At 69.6% G+C, this 17,748-nt stretch carries 17 protein-coding genes; 7 read left to right on the forward strand and 10 right to left on the reverse strand.

All coding sequences use genetic code 11. The features are described from left to right. Positions 1-333 precede the first annotated feature (333 nt). Together F6X53_RS23760 and F6X53_RS23765 are read left to right on the forward strand one after the other, a co-directional pair. Positions 334-1,518 carry a patatin-like phospholipase family protein gene (locus F6X53_RS23760; RefSeq protein WP_151002941.1) on the forward strand — a complete coding sequence of 395 codons (1,185 nt, stop codon included), beginning with the start codon at positions 334-336 and terminating at the stop codon, positions 1,516-1,518. A 141-nt stretch (positions 1,519-1,659) separates the two neighbouring features. Beyond that, positions 1,660-3,285: an ABC-F family ATP-binding cassette domain-containing protein gene (locus tag F6X53_RS23765; RefSeq protein ID WP_151002943.1), complete on the forward strand. Its 1,626-nt coding sequence runs from the start codon at positions 1,660-1,662 to the stop codon at positions 3,283-3,285. A gap of 44 nt (positions 3,286-3,329) precedes the next feature. On the opposite strand, the gene F6X53_RS23770 is transcribed toward F6X53_RS23765, so the two are convergent. The 7 genes from F6X53_RS23770 to F6X53_RS23800 all read right to left on the reverse strand — a co-directional run bounded on the left by F6X53_RS23770 (position 3,330) and on the right by F6X53_RS23800 (position 9,231). Beyond that, on the reverse strand, positions 3,330-3,458 hold the full coding sequence (locus F6X53_RS23770; RefSeq protein WP_151002945.1) for a TFIIS helical bundle-like domain containing protein: 129 nt from the start codon (positions 3,456-3,458) through the stop codon (positions 3,330-3,332). A 126-nt stretch (positions 3,459-3,584) separates the two neighbouring features. Then, positions 3,585-5,066 (reverse strand): flavin-containing monooxygenase, encoded by a 1,482-nt coding sequence (locus F6X53_RS23775; RefSeq protein WP_151002947.1) that lies wholly within the window; start codon positions 5,064-5,066, stop codon positions 3,585-3,587. Beyond that, complete coding sequence (locus tag F6X53_RS23780; protein WP_151002949.1) at positions 5,063-5,977, reverse strand: alpha/beta hydrolase; 915 nt, start codon at positions 5,975-5,977, stop codon at positions 5,063-5,065. The genes F6X53_RS23775 and F6X53_RS23780 overlap by 4 nt, the downstream gene beginning before the upstream one ends. Then, complete coding sequence (locus tag F6X53_RS23785) at positions 5,974-6,813, reverse strand: SDR family NAD(P)-dependent oxidoreductase (RefSeq protein ID WP_238298527.1); 840 nt, start codon at positions 6,811-6,813, stop codon at positions 5,974-5,976. Before F6X53_RS23785 ends, F6X53_RS23780 begins: the two co-directional genes overlap by 4 nt. Positions 6,814-6,924: 111 nt before the next feature. Then, complete coding sequence (locus F6X53_RS23790; protein WP_151002953.1) at positions 6,925-7,272, reverse strand: DUF3325 domain-containing protein; 348 nt, start codon at positions 7,270-7,272, stop codon at positions 6,925-6,927. A 38-nt stretch (positions 7,273-7,310) separates the two neighbouring features. Further along, a complete protein-coding gene (locus F6X53_RS23795; RefSeq protein WP_151002954.1) occupies positions 7,311-8,918 on the reverse strand; it encodes a PepSY-associated TM helix domain-containing protein in 1,608 nt (535 codons plus the stop codon). Between the two features lie 13 nt (positions 8,919-8,931). After that, complete coding sequence (locus F6X53_RS23800) at positions 8,932-9,231, reverse strand: iron transporter (RefSeq protein WP_191970962.1); 300 nt, start codon at positions 9,229-9,231, stop codon at positions 8,932-8,934. Positions 9,232-9,623: 392 nt separating this feature from the next. Here F6X53_RS23800 and minC (F6X53_RS23805) point away from each other — a divergent pair, with 392 nt between their 5' ends. The 4 genes from minC (F6X53_RS23805) (at position 9,624) to minE (ending at position 12,574) form a co-directional block, all read left to right on the forward strand. Further along, positions 9,624-10,331, forward strand: a complete 708-nt coding sequence (gene minC / locus F6X53_RS23805; protein WP_151002958.1) for a septum site-determining protein MinC — start codon at positions 9,624-9,626, stop codon at positions 10,329-10,331. Positions 10,332-10,829: 498 nt separating this feature from the next. Continuing rightward, a complete protein-coding gene (minC, locus tag F6X53_RS23810; RefSeq protein WP_373875997.1) occupies positions 10,830-11,438 on the forward strand; it encodes a septum site-determining protein MinC in 609 nt (202 codons plus the stop codon). A 12-nt stretch (positions 11,439-11,450) separates the two neighbouring features. After that, complete coding sequence (gene minD / locus F6X53_RS23815) at positions 11,451-12,266, forward strand: septum site-determining protein MinD (RefSeq protein WP_151002963.1); 816 nt, start codon at positions 11,451-11,453, stop codon at positions 12,264-12,266. Further along, positions 12,263-12,574 carry a cell division topological specificity factor MinE gene (minE, locus tag F6X53_RS23820; RefSeq protein ID WP_151002965.1) on the forward strand — a complete coding sequence of 104 codons (312 nt, stop codon included), beginning with the start codon at positions 12,263-12,265 and terminating at the stop codon, positions 12,572-12,574. Before minD ends, minE begins: the two co-directional genes overlap by 4 nt. Positions 12,575-12,589: 15 nt before the next feature. Here the strand turns inward: minE and F6X53_RS23825 are convergent, their stop codons facing one another. After that, complete coding sequence (locus F6X53_RS23825) at positions 12,590-14,002, reverse strand: cytochrome P450 (RefSeq protein ID WP_151002967.1); 1,413 nt, start codon at positions 14,000-14,002, stop codon at positions 12,590-12,592. A gap of 154 nt (positions 14,003-14,156) precedes the next feature. On the opposite strand from F6X53_RS23825, the gene F6X53_RS23830 reads away from it, so the two are divergent. Next, on the forward strand, positions 14,157-15,113 hold the full coding sequence (locus F6X53_RS23830) for a class I SAM-dependent methyltransferase (protein ID WP_151002969.1): 957 nt from the start codon (positions 14,157-14,159) through the stop codon (positions 15,111-15,113). 11 nt (positions 15,114-15,124) lie between these two features. On the opposite strand, the gene F6X53_RS23835 is transcribed toward F6X53_RS23830, so the two are convergent. Together F6X53_RS23835 and F6X53_RS23840 are read right to left on the reverse strand one after the other, a co-directional pair. Beyond that, entirely contained in the window at positions 15,125-16,057 is a 933-nt protein-coding gene (locus tag F6X53_RS23835; protein WP_151002971.1) for a LysR family transcriptional regulator, read from the reverse strand. A gap of 233 nt (positions 16,058-16,290) precedes the next feature. Further along, positions 16,291-17,541 (reverse strand): NupC/NupG family nucleoside CNT transporter, encoded by a 1,251-nt coding sequence (locus F6X53_RS23840; protein ID WP_151002973.1) that lies wholly within the window; start codon positions 17,539-17,541, stop codon positions 16,291-16,293. Positions 17,542-17,748 lie beyond the last annotated feature (207 nt).

Raw genomic sequence — 17,748 nt, forward strand, 5'->3', positions numbered from 1 at the left:
CGCGAAACGCGTCGGTGCAGAGTCTGCCGGTGCGAAATCCGTTGGTGTGCGCCACTGGTGATGGCCGTCGCGGGTGACCCCCGCGGCGACGGGACGAACCTACAAGAGGCCTCGTGGACGATGCAAGAGTCGACAATCGGACTTGGCCGTCGGGGCCGGTATTTCCACCGGCAATGGCCGTGGCCGGTCCACGAGCGGCCGCAGAGGCCGCATCCTGTGGCGCCACTGCATCAGTCCGATCACATCGCGTCAATTGCTCAGCTTGGACCGGAACGCTAGTATGGCCAAGCTCGTTCGGTTGAGGGGTCGAAGGCAGAGCGTTGGGACATTGTGATGCCACGTCGGTTTGGATGGTTGCGCGCCGTGCTCGCGCTCGGGCTGGCGGGTCACTTGGCGGCCTGCTCCTCCGTTCCGCGCATTTCGTACACCGCCGAGCAGGCCTCCTTCGCGAGTGTTCCGGGCATTCCGGGGGCGCGCGCCTACGCGGATGCCTCTGCGGAAACCTTCACCGAGATGACGGCGCGCCCCGAGGCGAAGCGCCAGGCCTTCACGTATCTCGCCTTGTCCGGCGGCGGCGGCGACGGCGCCTACGGGGCCGGCATCCTCAACGGCTGGACGGCATCCGGCGCCCGGCCGGAATTCTCCCTCGTCTCGGGGGTGAGCACGGGTGCGCTGATCGCCCCCTTCGCATTCCTCGGCTCGGCCTACGATTCCTATCTGACGGAGTTCTACACGAGCGGCGTCGCCGAGACGCTGGTGCAGTCGCCGAGCCTGACGAACGTGCTGTTCGGCTCCGGGCTCTTCGGGGATGGCCGCCTGCGCGACCTGATCGGCCGCTACGTCACGGCGGACCTGCTCGCCGCTGTCGCGGCGGAACACGCCAAGGGCCGGCGCCTGCTCGTCGTGACGACGAATCTCGACTCGCAGCGCGCCGTGATCTGGAACATGGGCGCGATCGCGGCGAGCGGAGCGCCGAACGCGGTCGATCTGTTCCGCGACGTGCTCACGGCCTCGGCCAGCATCCCGGCCGTGTTCCCGCCGCAGCTCATCGGCGTGCAGGCCGGCAACAGTGCTTTCCAGGAATTGCATGTCGACGGATCGGTGGTGACGCCGGTCTTCACGCTCCCCCAATCCTTCCTGCTGCGGGATGGGCGCCTGCGCACCAACGGCAAGGCGAGCATCTACGTCGTGATCAACGGGCGGCTTGAGCCGGAATTCGACGTCACCAAGAACAACACGCTCTCGATCGTCGAGCGATCCTTCACCACCGGCAGCCGCGCCCGCAGCCGAGCGGCGCTCGCCACCACCTACGCCTTCACCCGCGCCAACGGCGTCGGCTTCAACCTGACCTATATTGACGAGCGCGGGCCGACCACCACGACGGCACGCGGCTTCGACACCGGCTACATGCGCCAGCTCTACCAGGCGGGTTACGACAAGGCGCGCTCGGGGGCTTTCTGGGAGCATACGGTGCCGGCCGCGCCGCTCCTGAAGACCGTCACGGCCGCGACCCAGTAAGGAGCGGAGGCCGGCCCGCATTCAGGGGATGCGGGCCAGAGATGCGGCGCGAAACCTCGCGTTGATTGCTGCGCTGCGGTAGATCTCGGCTCCGTCCGTGATCCGCAAGGGTGCGGCCTCTCGCTTCAGCCGGTCCCCTGCATGCTCCAGATCGAAGATCTCACCTTCAATGCCTGGGGGCGGCGCTTCTTCACGAAGGCCAGCGTGGCGGTTCCGCCGGGATCGAAGGTCGGGCTCGTCGGCCGCAACGGCGTCGGCAAATCCACCCTCTTCAAGATCATCCTCGGCGCGTTCCAGCCGGATTCCGGTCTCGTTTACCTGCCGAAGGCGGCCAAGGTGGGCTCCGTCGATCAGGAGCACCCGGCGACTTCGGTCAGTCTCATCGACACGATCCTGGCGGCCGACCTCGAGCGCGAGGCCCTGAACCGGGAACTCGAGACCGCCGCGCCCGAGCGCATGGGCGAGATCTACGCGCGCCTGATCGAGATCGATGCTGACCGGGCTCCGGCCCGCGCCGGCGAGATCCTGGCCGGCCTCGGCTTCTCGGTGGCCGACCTTGCCCGGCCGATGGCGGAATTCTCCGGAGGCTGGCGCATGCGCGTGGCGCTTGCCGCCGCGCTCTTCGCCGAACCCGACATGCTCCTCCTCGACGAGCCCACGAACTACCTGGATCTCGAAGGGGCGCTGTGGCTCGAGGCGCGCCTGAAGCGCTACCCACATTCGGCGCTCATCATCAGCCACGACCGGGAATTGCTGAACAACTCGGTCGACGCGATCCTGCACGTCTCAGGCGAGAAGCTCGAACTCTACACGGGCGGCTACGATGATTTCGAGAAGCGCCGGGCCGAGAAGGCGCGGCTCCAAACCTCGGCCAAGCTGAAGCAGGATGCCGAGCGGGCGCATCTCCAGAGCTTCATCGACCGCTTCAAGGCCAAGGCCTCGAAGGCCGCGCAGGCGCAGTCGCGCATGAAGCGCCTCGCCAAGCTCGAGCCGATCGCCACCACGATCGAGGAACACGTGGCACAGTTCCACCTGCCCTCGCCGAAGCGGCCGCTCGCCCCGCCGCTCATGCACCTCACCGACGTGGAGGTCGGCTACGGCGACGATCCGGCCGTGTTGCGCGACCTCAATCTCACCCTCGACATCGACGACCGCATCGGGCTCCTCGGCGTCAACGGGGCGGGCAAGTCGACCTTCGCCAAGATGGCGGCCGGCGCCCTCGCGGTGCGTGCCGGGCGGATGGCGCGGGAGAGCCGCGTGCAGGTCGGCTGGTTCCACCAGCACCAGATCGAGGCCCTCGACCCGACCGACACGCCGCTGGCCATCATCCGGCGCGAGCGGCCCGACGACAGCGAATCCGCCAGGCGCGCGCGACTCGCGAGCTTCGGCCTGCCCTTCGCGAAGCAGGAGACCGCTGTCGACAACCTGTCGGGTGGCGAGCGGGCCCGCCTCCTCCTCAACCTCGTGGCCCTGCAGGCGCCGCACCTGCTCATCCTCGACGAGCCGACGAACCACCTCGACATCGACAGCCGCCGGGCGCTCCTCGACGCGCTCAACGACTACGCGGGCGCCGTCATCCTGATCACCCACGACCGCTCGCTGATGGAGCTCGTGGCCGACCGCCTGTGGCTGGCGGCCGACAACACCGTGAAGCCGTTCTCCGGCGACATGGATGATTATGCCCGCTTCGTGCTCGACCGGGCGCGAGCCGGCAAGAGCGCGCCGGGGCAGGGCCGGGAGCGCAAGGCGAAGCGCCGCGCGGCCTGAGGCGCCCGGTCGCGCGCCGCGCTGCCGGACGCCCTCGGCTGGATTTATCGGCGCAGGATCTTGGTGACGATCCGGCCGACGAGATTGCTGGAATCCGCGTTGCGGTCGTCGCGGCTGGTGGGGCGGTCCTCGTTGCCGAGGATCTTGGTGACGATGCGTCCGATCAGGCTCATGGGGTCATCCTCGCGCTGGACAGGCTGCGCGAATGGCGCAGCTTTGCCAGGATAACGGGCGGGCGGCGAACCCTGTTCCGTCGCCGGCCGGACGCGGCCCGCTTCCGTGCGGCCCGCTCCGCCGGGTCAGGAGACCCGGTAATCCGAGACACGCGCCCGCCGCGCGCCGCGGCGATAGGCCAGGACGGAGCCGGGCCAGAGGGCGGTGTTGCGGCCCTTGTGGTCCTGGTACCAGCTCGTGCAGCCGCCGGTCTGCCAGATGCTGTCGGCCATCCGCGCCTGCACGTCGGCGAGGAAGCGGGCCTGGGCCTCCGGCTTCACGTCGAAGACCCGCACACCCTTGTCCCGCATCGCCTTGAGGCAGGAGAGGGCATGCTCCACCTGAGCCTCGATCATCAGGATCATGGAGTTGTGGCCGAGCCCGGTATTCGGCCCCATCAGCAGGAACAGGTTCGGGAAGCCCGCGACCGTGATGCCCTGGAAGGCGCCCATGCCGTCGCGCCAGGCCTGCGGCAAGGTCAGGCCGCCGCGCCCGACGAGGTCGAGCTTCTGGAAGCCCCCGGTCAGGTCGAAGCCGGTGGCGTAGATGATGGCATCGAGGGCGTGGGCGCTGCCATCCTCCAGGATGACGCCGGAGGGGGTGATGCGGGCGATGCCTCCCGTCTCGAGGCTCACGTTCGGGCGCATCATCGTCGGGTAGAAATCGTCCGAGATCAGGACCCGCTTGCAGCCGAGCCGGTAGCGTGGGGTGAGCTTGGCCCGCAGCGCCTTGTCGGGCACCGCCTTGGCGAGGTGGCGACGGGCGAGACCCTCGGCCTGGCCCGTCAGCTTGGACACCTTGGTGAAGCCCATAAAGGCCCGAACCTCGTGGATCCAGAACAGCTGCGCGCGAAACAGTCGCCGGACGAGGGGCAGGCGGCGATAGGCCCGTTTCGCCCGCTCGGTGATGGGGCGGTCGTGCTTGGGCATGATCCAGGCGGGTGTGCGCTGAAACAGGGTGAGGTGGGCGGCCTCGGGCGCGATCTGCGGGACGAATTGAATCGCGCTCGCGCCCGTGCCGATCACCCCGACGCGCTTGCCCCGGAGGTCGCAGGCATGATCCCAGCTGGCGGAATGGAAGGCGGTTCCGGCGAAGCTCTCGCGGCCGGGGATGTTCGGCAGGGCCGGGTGGTGCAGGCCGCCCATGCCCGAGACGATCGCCCGCGCCCGAAGCGGGCCCCGGTTCGTCTCGACGCGCCACACGGCCTCGGCCTCGTCCCAGCTGGCCCCGATGACCCGCGTGTGCAGGTGGAGGTGAGGCAGGAGGCCCTGGGCGCGCGCGGTCTCGCGCAGGTAGGCGGCGATCTCGGGCTGCTGCGGGTAGAGACGCGACCAATCGTGCTTGGGCACGTAGGACAGGGAGTACAGGTGGGAGGGGATGTCGCAGGCCGCCCCCGGATACGTGTTCTCGTGCCAGGTGCCGCCGATTCCGTCGCTCTTCTCGACGATGGCGAAGGGGCCGATCCCGGTCTGCCGGCAGCGGATCCCCATGGCGAGGCCCGAGAAGCCGGAGCCGATGATGAGGACGGCGAGCGTGCCTCCAGGAAGCGGGGCGTTGGAATCGCTCATGAACCGGCCCTCGTCCGGAACTGTCCCGCCGCCTCGGCCCCCTGCGCCGTCAGGAAGGCGACGGCGCGATCGAGGGAGCGGCGCGCCTCCGGCAGGAAGCCGTGGGCGAATTGCCAAACGTGCGGCACCACCGGAAACACCGTGAGGTCCACCGCCACGCCCGCCTCCCGCGCCTGCTCGGCGAGGCGGGTCGAGTCGTCGCGCAGCAATTCCCGCTCGCCGACATGGAGCAGGAGCGGCGGCAGGCCCGTGAGATCCGCGTAGAGCGGCGAGGCGAGAGGTTGGGCGGGGTCGGCGCCCGCGAGATAGACGGGCAGGAGGCGGGCGAGCCCTTCTGGGGCGAACATCGCGTCGCGCGCGGCATTGGCCGTGTGCGAGACGCCCGCGCCGAGGAAATCCGTGGCCGGTGAGAACAGGGCGGCGGCCCGCGGCAGGGTGAGGCCGGCATCGCGCGCGCTGAGCAGCAGCGCGAGGGCGAGATTGCCGCCGGCCGAGTCGCCCGCGAGCACGGCCGGACCCTCCGCCGCGAAGGCGCGCCAGACCGCCACCGCATCCTCGATCGCTGCCGGGAAGGGGTGCTCGGGCGCGAGGCGATAGTTCGGCGCGAAGACCGCGAAACCCCTCTGCGCGAGGTATCCGGTCACGGGGCGGTGCGTGCGCGCCGAGCAGGCGATGAAGCCGCCCCCATGCAGGTAGAGGAGGCGCGGCTTCCCGGCGGCCGCATCGCGATAAACCCATTCGCCGGCGATGCCGCCGACGGAGCCGGGCGCATAGGTGACGCCGCCGGGATCCGGAAAGGCGGGTGCCTCCAGGGTCTTCCGGACCTGCGCGATGTCGAGCATCGGGCCGAGGCGGGCGCGGACGTTGCGTTTCACCAGCCAGGCATACGCGTAGGCACGCAGGCTCGTCATCGCGCGCTCGACCGCATCTGTCCCGTGAGCCGCGCAATCGGTGCCCAATATCCGACCGGCATCAGCCGCTGCAGGAAGGCGACCTGCTTCGCATCCCGCCCGATGATGACCCGGGGCGCGCGCCGCTCGATCGCCCGCGCGATCTCGGCGGCAGCGGCGTCGGGGCTGAGGCGCAGGAAACGCTCGAAGGCGACCCGGGCCTTCTCGACGGTTGCCACATCGAGGCCGCGGGGATGCCGGGCGTTGCGGGCAATCCCCGTCGCGACCCCGCCCGGATGCACCAGGGTGACGCCGAGCGGCGTGCCCGCATATTCGTGCCGCAGCGCCTCGCTGAACCCCCGAACCGCGAATTTGCTCGCCGCGTAGGCGGTTTGCCCCGGTGGGGCGATGAGGCCGTAGAGGCTCGACACGTTGACGATCTGGGCCATCGGCGCGCGGACCAGCAATGGCAGGAAGGCGTGGGTCATCCGCACCACAGCGCGGAAATTCACGTCCATCAGCCACTCGAAATCGGCGAGATCCGTTTCCTCGAAGCGCCCGCCGAGCGCCACGCCGGCATTGTTGACGAGGAGGTCGAGGCGCCCGAACCGGGCCTCGATCCAGGCGGGAAGCGCCTGAATCGCCTCGGCATCGGCAAGGTCCAGAACGTGGCCGCTCGCCGTCCCGCCGAGCGTCTCGACCGCCCGGATCGTGGCGTCGAGCCCCTCCGCGTCGCGATCGACCAGAGCGAGCGCCGTACCCTTGGCGGCGAGCGTCCGCGCCAGGGCCGCGCCGATGCCGCTGCCCGCGCCGGTGACGAGACCGACCGCATCCTGCAGCGCGAATGCCTGCCGCAAACCGAAACCTCCTGGCGCCCCCGGGGGACTATGCCCTCGAAGATCCTGCCGCGCCATCCGGCCGGTCTGCGGCGAAACACAGCCGAGGCTCTGGATTGGTTCGGGTCGGCCTCAGCCCCGCAATGCGAAGGGGAGGGCGAGGAGCGCCAGCGGCAGGGCTGCCAGCGCCGCCGGCCGCAGCCAGCCCGGACGGTAGGAGAGCAGGGCAACGACGAGAAGGGCCGCGCCGGTCAGCGCACCGATCCACTGGACCGGACCGAAATTCCAGCCATCCAGGGCGATGGAGGCCGCGAGTGACAGGAGAATTGCGCCCCAGCCCGTCCAGCGCAGGCTGCGGGCCCGGTTCGTCGGTGCGCGGGTGAGGAACGCGTCGCGGTGGTGCCGGTCGAGGCTGAGGGCGAGCGCCGCGAGGCCGGCGAAACTCAGGGCAAGGTTGAGGGCGAGGACGATGGGGGTCATGCGCGGGGGTTCACGGCTGTGAGCTCTCGGGTGCAGGCTCACGCGCTGCGGCGGGCTTGCGGCAGGGCGGCATTGCGTTTCTGCGGCGTGCCGGCCGGACGCGGCGCCGGGATCCGCGCGGGCTCCGCCGCCGGATCGGCCTGCACGGCCCGGCGCTGGGGCCGGGCGCGCCCGGCCTCGTAGGCCGCGAAGGCGAGGAGCAGGCCGGTCGCCAGCATGGCGGCGTCGAAGCCGAGGAAGCGCGCCTCGCCATCGAAGGGGTGCGCGCCCGTGGTGAGGGCGCTGACCACCGGGATCGCGAGGAACAGGAGACTCGCGAGCCCCAGGCTCTCGCGCCAGGCGCGGAGATGGGGCCGCAGGAGACCGGCGAGCGCGATCATCGCCCAGGCGCCGAAGAAGATCCGCACCTCGATGTCCGCCCGTCCGGCGAGGCCCACGGGCAGGAGGCGATTGGCCAGGAAATAGGCCGCGAGCCCGACCGGCAGGCCCGCGACCGCGCCGACATTGAGAGCGCGCACGAGCCGGAAGCCGAAGCCTGGCCGCTCGTCCGCCTTCGGCAGGCGTGCCACGCTCCACAGCACGAGGCCGGAGGCGATCGCGGCCGCTCCCATCAGGCCGCACAGGAAGAACAGGGCGCGCAGGGCTGGCCCCGCGAAATGGGCCTCGTGCAGGCCGACGAAGGCCGTGGAGATATGGGTCGCCGGGCGCACCGCCCCGGTCGCGCCGAGCTCGGCGCCGGTGGCACCGTCGAAGGCGATCTGCGGATGCAGGTGCGCCAATCCCTTCCGCTCCTCGAAGATGGCGACGATCGTGGCTGCGGCATCGCCCGGATTGTAGACGGCGACGTGCTCCAGGGGCTCTGAGACCCGGGCCTCTGCCGCGGCGACGAGGGGGGCCAGCGAGACCAGGCCGCCCGGCTTGCCGGCAGGCGCCCGCACCTCCGGCGATAACCCGGCCTCGACGAAGAAGCGGGGTGCGTCGCCATCGAAGGCCGCGGTGATGCCCCAGGGCACGTACATCGGCGCCAGGGTGACAATGCCCGTATAGGCGATCATCAGGTGGAACGGCAGGGCCAGCACGCCCGTGACGTTGTGCGCGTCGAGCCAGCCGCGCTGGGCCGACTTGTGGCGCCGGAAAGTGAAGAAGTCGGCGAAGATGCGCCGATGGGTGATGATGCCCGAGACCAGCGCCACCAGCAGGATCATGGCGCAGATGCCGACGATCCAGCGGCCCCAGAGCGGCGGCATGTTGAGCTCGAAATGGAAGCGGTAGAGAAAATCGCCGCCCTGCGTGTCTCGCGCCTGCGTCGGTGCGCCGGTCCGCGGATCGAGCAGCGCGTGCTGCATCGGGGAGACGAGATCCTTCCACCAATGCAATTCGATCAGCGGCTTCTCGGGCTGCGGCAGGCCGATGAACCAACCCTGCGCGTCGGGCGCCTTGGCCTTCAGGTAATCGGCCGCGAGATCCGCCGCCCGGCCGCTCTCGATCGAGGCGCCCGCCTGCAATTCGGGCCGCATCCATTCCGAGATCTCGGCGCGGTAATAGGTTGCCGTGCCGGTGACGAAGACGGCGAACAGCACCCAGCCGACCACGAGGCCGGACCACGTGTGCAGCCACGCCATCGATTGGCGGAATCCCTGCCTCATGGGGACGCGACCCTCACGCGAAGCCGTTGACGAGCCAGAGCCCGCCCCCGAGGAGAAGGCTCAAGCTGCCGAGCCCGACGACGGCGCGCCCGAGGGAACGCGCCGCGAACACGTAGACGACGGCCGCCACCATGATGGCGAAGCTCACGAGCGTCGCGAGCGTCACGGCCTCGGAGCGGACGAGCGGCAGCGTCAGCGAGAGCAGCGCCGTGCAGAGGGAGGCCACGCCGTACCCCCCGAGGATCGCCAGCACGACGCGGCCCGCCACCGCGGCCCGGTAGACCATGCCTCGCTCGCCGTGTTTCCCGCTCATGCGCAGCATGTTACCTGTGATTGCGCGGCGTGGGCGGCCGCGGGACCATCTGGAAGGGCCGCGCGATGCCCGCGGGCCGGATTCCGCAGGCTCGACTGCTCCACCACCCGGAACGCTGAATGCAGGACCTTCCCCCGGGCAGTAGCAAGTGGATGCTTGATGCTGCAATGCCTATGTTTCGGAATCATTCCAAATTACTCTGGAGTGAGGATGTTTGACTGATCGCTGTCAAAACCTGTGCGGATTGAACCGGTCCGCGAAACGTGTTGACGGTCCCATCGCGCCGGCCCCCCGCGCGCGGAAGCCGGGGTAGGCTTCTGGCCTGCGCGCAGGGTCTCCGCCCCTGAAACACCACGCGGGCGCGCCCGCCGATTCGAACGTGAAGCAGTCCCGTGACCCAAACAGCGCCCCGCCCCCCGATCCGTTTCCGTGGCCGCTCCTTCATGGCGATGGTGCTCGCCCCGGCGCTACCGGTCGTCGACTGGCTCGCCGATCTCGATGCGCTGGCGCGGCGCTCGCCGGCCTTCTTCTCCGGGCGGCCCGTCATCCTCGACGTGTCAGGCCTCAGCCTCGAGCGCGATGACCTCGTCGGGCTCGTCTCGGATCTCGGGGCGCGTGACATCGCAATCCTCGGGATCGAGGGCGCCGGGCCCGCGCTTCTCGGTCCGGGCCTGCCGCCGCCGCTCTCGGGGGGGCGTCCGGCCGGCGACATCGCCGAGCCGGAACCCGGCGCAGCGGCACCGCCTCCCGTCGAGACCGCGCCGATGCCGGTGCGCTCGCTGATCCTCGACAACCCGGTGCGCTCGGGCCAGACGATCCTGCATCTCGAAGGTGACATCACCGTGATGGGCTCGGTGGCGTCCGGCTCGGAGGTGATCGCCGGCGGGTCCATTCATGTCTACGGGACCCTGCGCGGGCGGGCGATCGCGGGGGCGGCCGGCAACCCGCAGGCACGGATCTACTGCCGCAAGTTCGAACCGGAACTCATCGCCATCGACGGGCTCTATCGCACCGCCGACGATCTCGGTCCCGGCCAGCGGGGGCAGGCCGTCGAGGTCCGTCTCGTGGAGGACACTATCAAGGTGACCTCTCTCGATTGAGGCGGTGGTGGCGTCGATCCGGCCGCTCGGGGCCTCCCTTTCGTCCCGGAATGACACGGAAACACCCAACAGGATCCTGGGATATCCTGTGAGTCCGCCAAGATAGGGCGCGGGACCGCGTCGAAAACATTGCGCTTTGATGCAGTCAGCGGAACGGTAACGCTCCGATCCTGCCGGATGTACTCAAATGTACATTGCGCCGGATGCCGTCAGGCTGATGCTTTTCAGCCTCCCTGCGGAAGACCAGCCTGGGCAGGGTTTCTTCCCTCATCGTGCGATTGCAAGGGGTGGGCGTCGCCCAACTTCCCATCGGGGCGCCGCGGTCGCGAAACCGGCGTGCTTTTAACGATGGGGCGGAATTCTTAACCGTTCGGTAACCATATCGGCCGCCAATGGTCCGGTAAGGAATCGTTCACCGCCGTGACCATTCAAGCTCCTCCCCGTCGACCCCTCCCGCTCCGCGGCCGCGCCTTCAAGGCCCTGTCGCTGACGCCCGAGATGCCGCTGGCCGACTGGCTGGCCGATCTCGACGCCACGCTGAAGCGCTCCCCGACCCTGTTCGAGGGGCGCGCCCTGATCCTCGATGTTGCCGCGCTCAAGCCCGGCAAGGACGCCCTCGCGGCAATCCTAGCCGATCTCGGCCAGCGCCGCATTCGCGTCCTCGGCGTCGAGGGTGCCGAACCCGCCAGCATGAGCGAGGCCCTGCCGCCGCTTCTGCTGAACGGGCATCCCGTCACCACCGTCGAGATCCCGCAGGTTCCGCCGGAACCTGAGCCGCTGACCTCCCTGACCATCGAGGGTGCGGTCCGCTCCGGGCAATCGATCGTGCATCCGAGTGGCGACGTCACCGTGATGGGCTCGGTCTCCTCGGGAGCCGAGATCCTGGCTGGCGGCTCCATCCACGTCTACGGCGCGCTGCGCGGGAGGGCCATCGCCGGCGCCGCCCGCAACCCCCGCGCCCGCATCTACTGCCGCAAGTTCGAGCCCGAATTGCTCGGGATCGATCGCTTCGTCCGAACGGCCGAGGAGATGGGTCCGAGCCTGCGCGGGAAGGCCGCGCAGATCTGGCTCGATGGCGGTGCAATCAAAATGGCAAGTCTGGATTAAGGAGAAGCGAGAATGTCCAAGGTTCTCGTCGTCACATCGGGTAAGGGCGGGGTCGGCAAGACGACCACCACGGCGGCGCTCGGCGCCGCGATCGCGCAGAGCGGGTCGAGCGTCTGCGTCGTCGATTTCGACGTCGGCCTGCGCAACCTCGACCTCGTGATGGGGGCCGAGCGGCGCGTGGTCTACGACCTCATCAACGTGGTCAACGGCGACGCCAAGCTGGCGCAGGCGCTGATCCGCGATAAGCGGCTCGACAAGCTCGCGCTGCTGCCAGCCTCGCAGACGCGGGACAAGGATGCGCTGACCGACGCGGGCGTGGCCCGGGTGATGGAGGAACTGCGCGAGAAGTTCGACTGGGTGATCTGCGACTCTCCCGCCGGCATCGAGCGCGGCGCCACGCTCGCCATGCGCCACGCCGACATGGCCGTGGTGGTGACGAACCCGGAAGTCTCCTCGGTGCGCGATTCCGACCGCATCATCGGGCTGCTCGATTCCAAGACCATCAAGGCCGAGAAGGGAGAGACCCTCGAGAAGCACCTCATCCTCACCCGCTACGACCCCAACCGGGCTGACCGCGGCGACATGCTGAAGGTCGAGGACGTGCTCGAGATCCTGTCGATCCCGCTGCTGGCGATCATCCCGGAGAGCGAAGAGGTGCTGCGCGCCTCGAATGTCGGCTGCCCGGTGACCCTGAACAACCCGCTCTCGGCGCCGGCCCGGGCCTACGCGGACGCCGTGCGCCGCCTGCAGGGCGAGGCGGTGCCGATGAGCGTGCCCAGCGACCGCAAGTCATTCCTCGGCAAGTTCTTCACAAGGAGGGCCGCATGAGCCTCCTCAACATCTTCTCCCGGCGCGGATCCGCGCCGGTGGCGCGGGAGCGCCTCCAACTCATCATCGCCCACGAGAGGGCCGATCACGGCCGCTCCGACCTCGTGGTGATCCTGCGCGAGGAGATCCTCGCAGTCATCGCCAAGCACGTCGCGATCGAGCCGGACAAGGTGCAGATCAAGGTGGAGCGCGGCGAGGGCGTCTCGACGCTCGGCCTCGACATCGAGCTGCCCCTGCCCGCCGCCGCGCGGCTGACGGCTGCTCGGACCGAGACGGCGGCCAAGGCCAAGCAGGCGGTCGCGGCCTGATCCCGGCGGCGGTCCTCAAGGCCGCCGCTGGTGCAGGGTGAAGGCCGGCGCATGGTCGGGCTGGGTCGTGACGACAGCCGCCGGCAGGATCGCCGTGCCCTCCGGCAGGCTGATCCGGAAGCGCGTCACCAGCTTGGCGAGCGCCAGCGTCGCCTCCGTCAGGGCAAAATGCGCCCCGATGCAGACACGCGGGCCCGCCCCGAACGGCAGATAGGCGAAGCGCGGCACGGCCGGTCCGCCCGGCAGGAAGCGCGCCGGATCGAACGCGTCCGGATCCGCCCAGAGGCGCCGGTGCCGGTGCAGCACCCAAGGTGAGATCACCGCCACGTCGCCTTTGGCGACCGCGTGGTCGCCGAGCTTGTCGGCCGCACGCGCCGCGCGCACGATCACGAAGGCCGGCGGGTACAGACGCAGGGTCTCATCGATGACCGCCCGCGTCAGCGGCAGCCGGCTCTCCAGTGCCTTGTCCCCCGAGAGCTCGATTCCGGCCGCCTCCGCGGCAACCTGCTCCTGAATCTCGGGCGCCAGCGCCAGGAGATAGCTGGCCCAGAGGAGTGCCACCGCGGTGGTCTCGTGGCCCGCCAGGATCATGGTGGCGACCTGATCGCGCAGGTGTGCCTTCGAGAAGCCTTCACCCGTCTCCGGATCGCGCGCGGCGGCGAGGAGATCGAGGAGGTCCCGCGAGGCGCGAGGCCCCGTCTCCGCGGCCTGCTCGGCGGCGCGCGCGGCGATGATTCCGTCGAGAAACGGAGTCCATTTCCGGCGGAAGCGCGCCCGCGCGAAATCGAGGGGCGCGGGCAGGCTCAGGGGCAGGAGCATGTCGAGGAGATGCGGTCGCGCGAGGCGCTCGCCGTACTCCGTCACGAGATCGCGCAAGGCCGGCCCGTGGCGTGCCATCCCCATCGAGAACATGGTGCGCCCGGCAATCTCCAGGGCGAGGCCGTGCAGAGCCGGGAACAGGTCGACGGGACCGCGGGCGGCGGCCTCCGCGAGATCGGCGAGGGCCGCCTCGACCGAGGCGGCGATGTGGGGCACGAGTTCCTCCACGGCCTTCGGGGTGAAGGCCGGGGCGAGCGCCCGGCGCTGGCGGCGCCACATCTGCCCCTCGCTGATCAGCAGCCCGTCGCCCAGAACCGGGCGCAGGATCCGGACCGAGGCCGAGGTGCGGGCGTAATTGGCCTCGTTGTCGATGAGGACGTGGCGGATCGCGTCCGGATCGCTGAGGGTGAAGGTGTTCCGCCCGAAGATGCGCCGCGGCACGATCGAGTCCGTGTAGGCGCGCCGGGACCAGCCGCCGATGCCGTTGGTGCGCAGAGCCGCGAGGTAGGCGAGGGTTGGCGGGTCCCGGTCCGGCGGCTCGCGCGCGGGTGGCACGAGGCGCGGGGCGCGAAGTAGTGCGGCGCGAAGGCGTGCCTGGGCCGAGTCCATCGTGGCTCCCGTCGCCGTTCCGACGCCCGGGTTGATGGCGGAGGCGGCTTTCCGTGTAAACACGCCCAGGACGCGGCGCTTTCCCGCGTTCCGGTCCTTGCCGCATCTCGCTGACCGTTGTGATGGGGCCGCATCCATGCCAACGGAGACGCCGATGGCCGGCACAGAGCACAGGGTCGTGGACGGGGCACCAGCCTGCCCGATCACCGGGGAGCCGGCGGTGCGACTCGTCCAATGGGTCTCGGCGCGTCTGCTGACCGACCTCTGGCGCTACGGCGGCGGTGTCGACGTCAGCGGATTGTTGATGCCGGCCCGGCGCTTCGGCCTCTGGGAATCGCCGACCGGGCTGATCTTCTTCGATCCGATGATCGCCGGCGACGAGCCCTTCTACCGCACCTTCTACGGCAAGATCGGCGCCCACGATAAGCTCGCCGGATCCCGCACGCAGCGCCTCGAATTCCGCGCGGCGGCCGAGCACGTGCCCGCCGGCGCGCGGGTGCTCGATGTGGGCTGCGGCCATGGCGGGTTCCGGACCTACGTGCCCGGCGCGACCTATCTGGGCCTCGACCCGAATTTCGCCGCGGAGGATCCGAGCGGCACGATCCTGGCCGAGACCCTCCAGGCGCACGCGGCACGCCTCGGTCCGGTCTACGACGTCGTCTGCGCCTTCCAGGTGATCGAGCACGTGGCCGACCCGCTCGGCTTCGCCCGGGCCATGGCGGCCTGTCTCAAGCCCGGCGGCACGCTCCTCGTCGGCACGCCGCTCTGGCCCTCGCCGAACACCACGATCCCGAATTTCATCATGAACGCGCCGCCGCACCACCTCACCTGGTGGACGCCGAACGCCCTGGAGGCGCTCGCCCGCAGCCTTGGCTTCACGCCGGAGCGCGTGCACGCCATCGGCATGGATCGGCACGATTCGATGATCCACTGGATGGCGAAGGCGACGCCGGTCCGCTGCCGAGACCGTTACTTCAAGCCGGTCAAGAGCTGGTACGCGGCGCTGGCCTTCGCCTACGGCGCGGCTCTGGTGCTGAACCGCCTGTTGCCGCTGCCCCGGCAGACCCGCCCGAACACCCTCCTGCTCGCCGCTCGCAAGAACCCAGCCTGAGACGCCTCAGATCACGGCCGTGGGTCTGCGTCCGCGGCGAGGCGCACCAGGGTCCGGCGCAGCCAGGTATGAGCCGGGTCGTTGTCGTAGGAGGCGTGCCAGAGCATCGAGAAGGACACGTCCTCGAGGCTCACCGGAACCGGGCTGACCGTCAGCCCCAACGTGCCGGCGAAGACATGCGCGAGACGTGCATGCATCGTTGCGATCACGGGGGCGCTCCGCACCAGGAAGGGCACGGCGAGGAAGCGAGGCGTGGTGACCGCGAGTGTCCGACTCAGGCCGAGCTTCGCCAGCGCGTCGTCCACCACCCCGTGAGCGGTCTCCCGCAGGCTCGTCAGCACGTGGGGAAAGCGCAGGTAATCGTCGAGGGAGATCGGCGGCGCGATGCCGAGCAGATCCGCGTTCAACAGGCAGACGTAGCTGTCGCGATAGAGCAGGCGCTGCTTGTGGTGCGACTGGCCCTCGGAGAACAGGCCGATGCCGAGATCGACCCGGTCGGCATCGAGTTCCTGAAGGATCCGGATGCGGTCGATCGAGCGCAGGAGCAGGCTGATGCCGGGCGCCTCGGCCCGCAGATAAGCCAGGAGCTTCGGCCCGAGCAGCACCTCGGTGCTGTCCGGCAGGCCGATAGTGAAGACCCGCTCGACGGTGCGTGGATCGAAGCTGTCGTCCCGGCGCACCAGAGCCTGGATTTGCCGGAGTGCCGAGCGCACCGGCTCGGCCAGCGCGAGCGCCCGCGGCGTTGGGCGCATGCCGTCCGGAGCCCGCGTCAGGAGTTCGTCGCCGAACAGGCTGCGCAGGCGCGCGAGCGTGCTGCTCATGGCCGATTGGCCGAGGCCGACGCGCGCGGCGGCCCGGGTCACGCTTCGCTCGGTCAGCAGCGCATCGAGGGCGACCAGCAGGTTCAGATCAACCCGAGATAGATCGACATGATCAATCGTCATGATCGATCCAATCTGTCCGATCCATGCCGGGCTGCAAAGCACGTTCGTCGCACGGGCCGAGGCGACACGCCCTGGCAGAAGTGGAAAAACCCACGATCATGATCCTTCGTACCACCCTCTCACGGCCGCAGCCCTCCTGGCCGTCGCCGGAAGGGCGTGCGCTGCGCCCCCGATGTCGCCGGGCTTGATGTCGTCGTGCTTGATCTTGCGGTGCTTGATCTTGCCGGCCGCGTTCAAGCGGCCAGGAAGAGGCCCGCGATGGCCGCGCTCGTCAGGTTCGAGAGCGTGCCGCCCAGGATCGCCCGCAGCCCGAACCGGGCGACCTCCGCCCGGCGCTCGGGGACAAGGCTCGCAAAACTCGCGAGCTGGATCGCGATCGAGGCGAAGTTCGCGAAGCCGCAGAGGGCGAAGCAGAGGATCGCGGTCGTGCGCGGATCGAGGCTGCCGGCCTTCAGGGTCGGCGAGAGATTGGCATAGGCCAGGAACTCGTTGAAGGCGAGCTTCTGCCCGATGGCGCCGCCGACGAGGGAGGCCTGATCCCAAGGCACCCCGAGGATCCAGGCGAGGGGGCTGAGAGCCCAGCCTAGGATGCCCTCGATCGAGGCTGCCGGATATCCGATGAGCCCGCCCGCATACCCGACGATGCCGTCCGCGAACGCGATCAGCCCCACGAAGGCGATCAGCATCGCGCCGACCGCCACCGCCACCGCGAGCCCCTTCTGGGTGCCATCGGCGGCGGCCTCGATGAGATTGGCGGCCCGGGTCTCAGCGAACTCGACCCGTGTGGTGGTGATCCGGCTCGGCTCGACGGACGGAACTAGCATCTTGGCGTAGAGAAGTCCGCCCGGGATCGCCATGAAGGAGGCTGCGAGGAGGTACTCCATGGGGACGCCGAGCGCCGCGTAGCCCGCCAGGATCGAGCCCGCCGTCGAGGATGCGCCGCTCGTCATCACGGCGAAGAGCTCGGCGCCGGTCAGCAGCGTCAGGAACGGCCGCAGGGCGACCGCGATCTCGCTCTGGCCGATGAAGATCGTGATCACGGCCGAGAACGATTCGATCCGCGACGTGCCGAGCAGCCGTTGCAGGCCGGAACCGAGCACGCGGGCGAGCGTCTGCATCGCGCCCACATGGTAGAGCACGCCGATCAGGGCCGAGACGTAGAGAATCTGCGGCAGAACCCGCAGCGCCAGGATGAAGCCGCTGCCCCCGAACAGCTCGAACATCCTGGGCTCGACGAGCCCGCCGAACAGGAAGGCCGTGCCCTTGTCGCCGTAGGACAGCACGGTCTGAACCACGCCGGCCACCGCCCCGAGGGCGGCGCGACCGGTCGGAACGAACAGGATCAGGGCGCCGATCGCGATCTGCAGGCCCAACGCCGCCAGAACGACCCGCGGCCGGATCGCCCGCCGATTGGCCGAGAACAGCACCGCCACGCCGAGCAGCAGGACGAGACTCAGCACTGCGTGAATGACGCGCTCGAACATCAACCCCCCGGACGTCTCCTGTCCCTTATCTGATGACGTCTATGCGTGATCCGGGCCAGAGCGGTGTTGGCGGTTCTGGTGATCGACCCCAGATCTTGAATGCCGGGCATTCGAGGATTGCCGCACCGACCCGAGCCACCAGCACTTGCCGGATGCGTCCGCACCTTCTATTGCAACGCAACAGCTCGAACCCGTACCCGGCGTGGC

The organism is Methylobacterium soli (assembly GCF_008806385.1).
Taxonomy (GTDB): Bacteria; Pseudomonadota; Alphaproteobacteria; order Rhizobiales; family Beijerinckiaceae; genus Methylobacterium; species Methylobacterium soli.

Coding starts and splice junctions, on each gene's coding strand:
- F6X53_RS23830 (WP_151002969.1), top strand. CDS start 14,157: ATGGCCGGCACAGAGCACAGGGTCGTGGACGGGGCACCAGCCTGCCCG.
- F6X53_RS23790 (WP_151002953.1), bottom strand. CDS start 7,272: ATGACCCCCATCGTCCTCGCCCTCAACCTTGCCCTGAGTTTCGCCGGC.
- F6X53_RS23760 (WP_151002941.1), top strand. CDS start 334: ATGCCACGTCGGTTTGGATGGTTGCGCGCCGTGCTCGCGCTCGGGCTG.
- F6X53_RS23825 (WP_151002967.1), bottom strand. CDS start 14,002: ATGGACTCGGCCCAGGCACGCCTTCGCGCCGCACTACTTCGCGCCCCG.
- F6X53_RS23840 (WP_151002973.1), bottom strand. CDS start 17,541: ATGTTCGAGCGCGTCATTCACGCAGTGCTGAGTCTCGTCCTGCTGCTC.
- minD (WP_151002963.1), top strand. CDS start 11,451: ATGTCCAAGGTTCTCGTCGTCACATCGGGTAAGGGCGGGGTCGGCAAG.
- F6X53_RS23770 (WP_151002945.1), bottom strand. CDS start 3,458: ATGAGCCTGATCGGACGCATCGTCACCAAGATCCTCGGCAACGAGGAC.
- F6X53_RS23775 (WP_151002947.1), bottom strand. CDS start 5,066: ATGAGCGATTCCAACGCCCCGCTTCCTGGAGGCACGCTCGCCGTCCTC.
- F6X53_RS23765 (WP_151002943.1), top strand. CDS start 1,660: ATGCTCCAGATCGAAGATCTCACCTTCAATGCCTGGGGGCGGCGCTTC.
- minC (WP_373875997.1), top strand. CDS start 10,830: ATGCCGCTGGCCGACTGGCTGGCCGATCTCGACGCCACGCTGAAGCGC.
- F6X53_RS23795 (WP_151002954.1), bottom strand. CDS start 8,918: ATGAGGCAGGGATTCCGCCAATCGATGGCGTGGCTGCACACGTGGTCC.
- minE (WP_151002965.1), top strand. CDS start 12,263: ATGAGCCTCCTCAACATCTTCTCCCGGCGCGGATCCGCGCCGGTGGCG.
- F6X53_RS23780 (WP_151002949.1), bottom strand. CDS start 5,977: ATGACGAGCCTGCGTGCCTACGCGTATGCCTGGCTGGTGAAACGCAAC.
- F6X53_RS23800 (WP_191970962.1), bottom strand. CDS start 9,231: ATGAGCGGGAAACACGGCGAGCGAGGCATGGTCTACCGGGCCGCGGTG.
- F6X53_RS23835 (WP_151002971.1), bottom strand. CDS start 16,057: ATGACGATTGATCATGTCGATCTATCTCGGGTTGATCTGAACCTGCTG.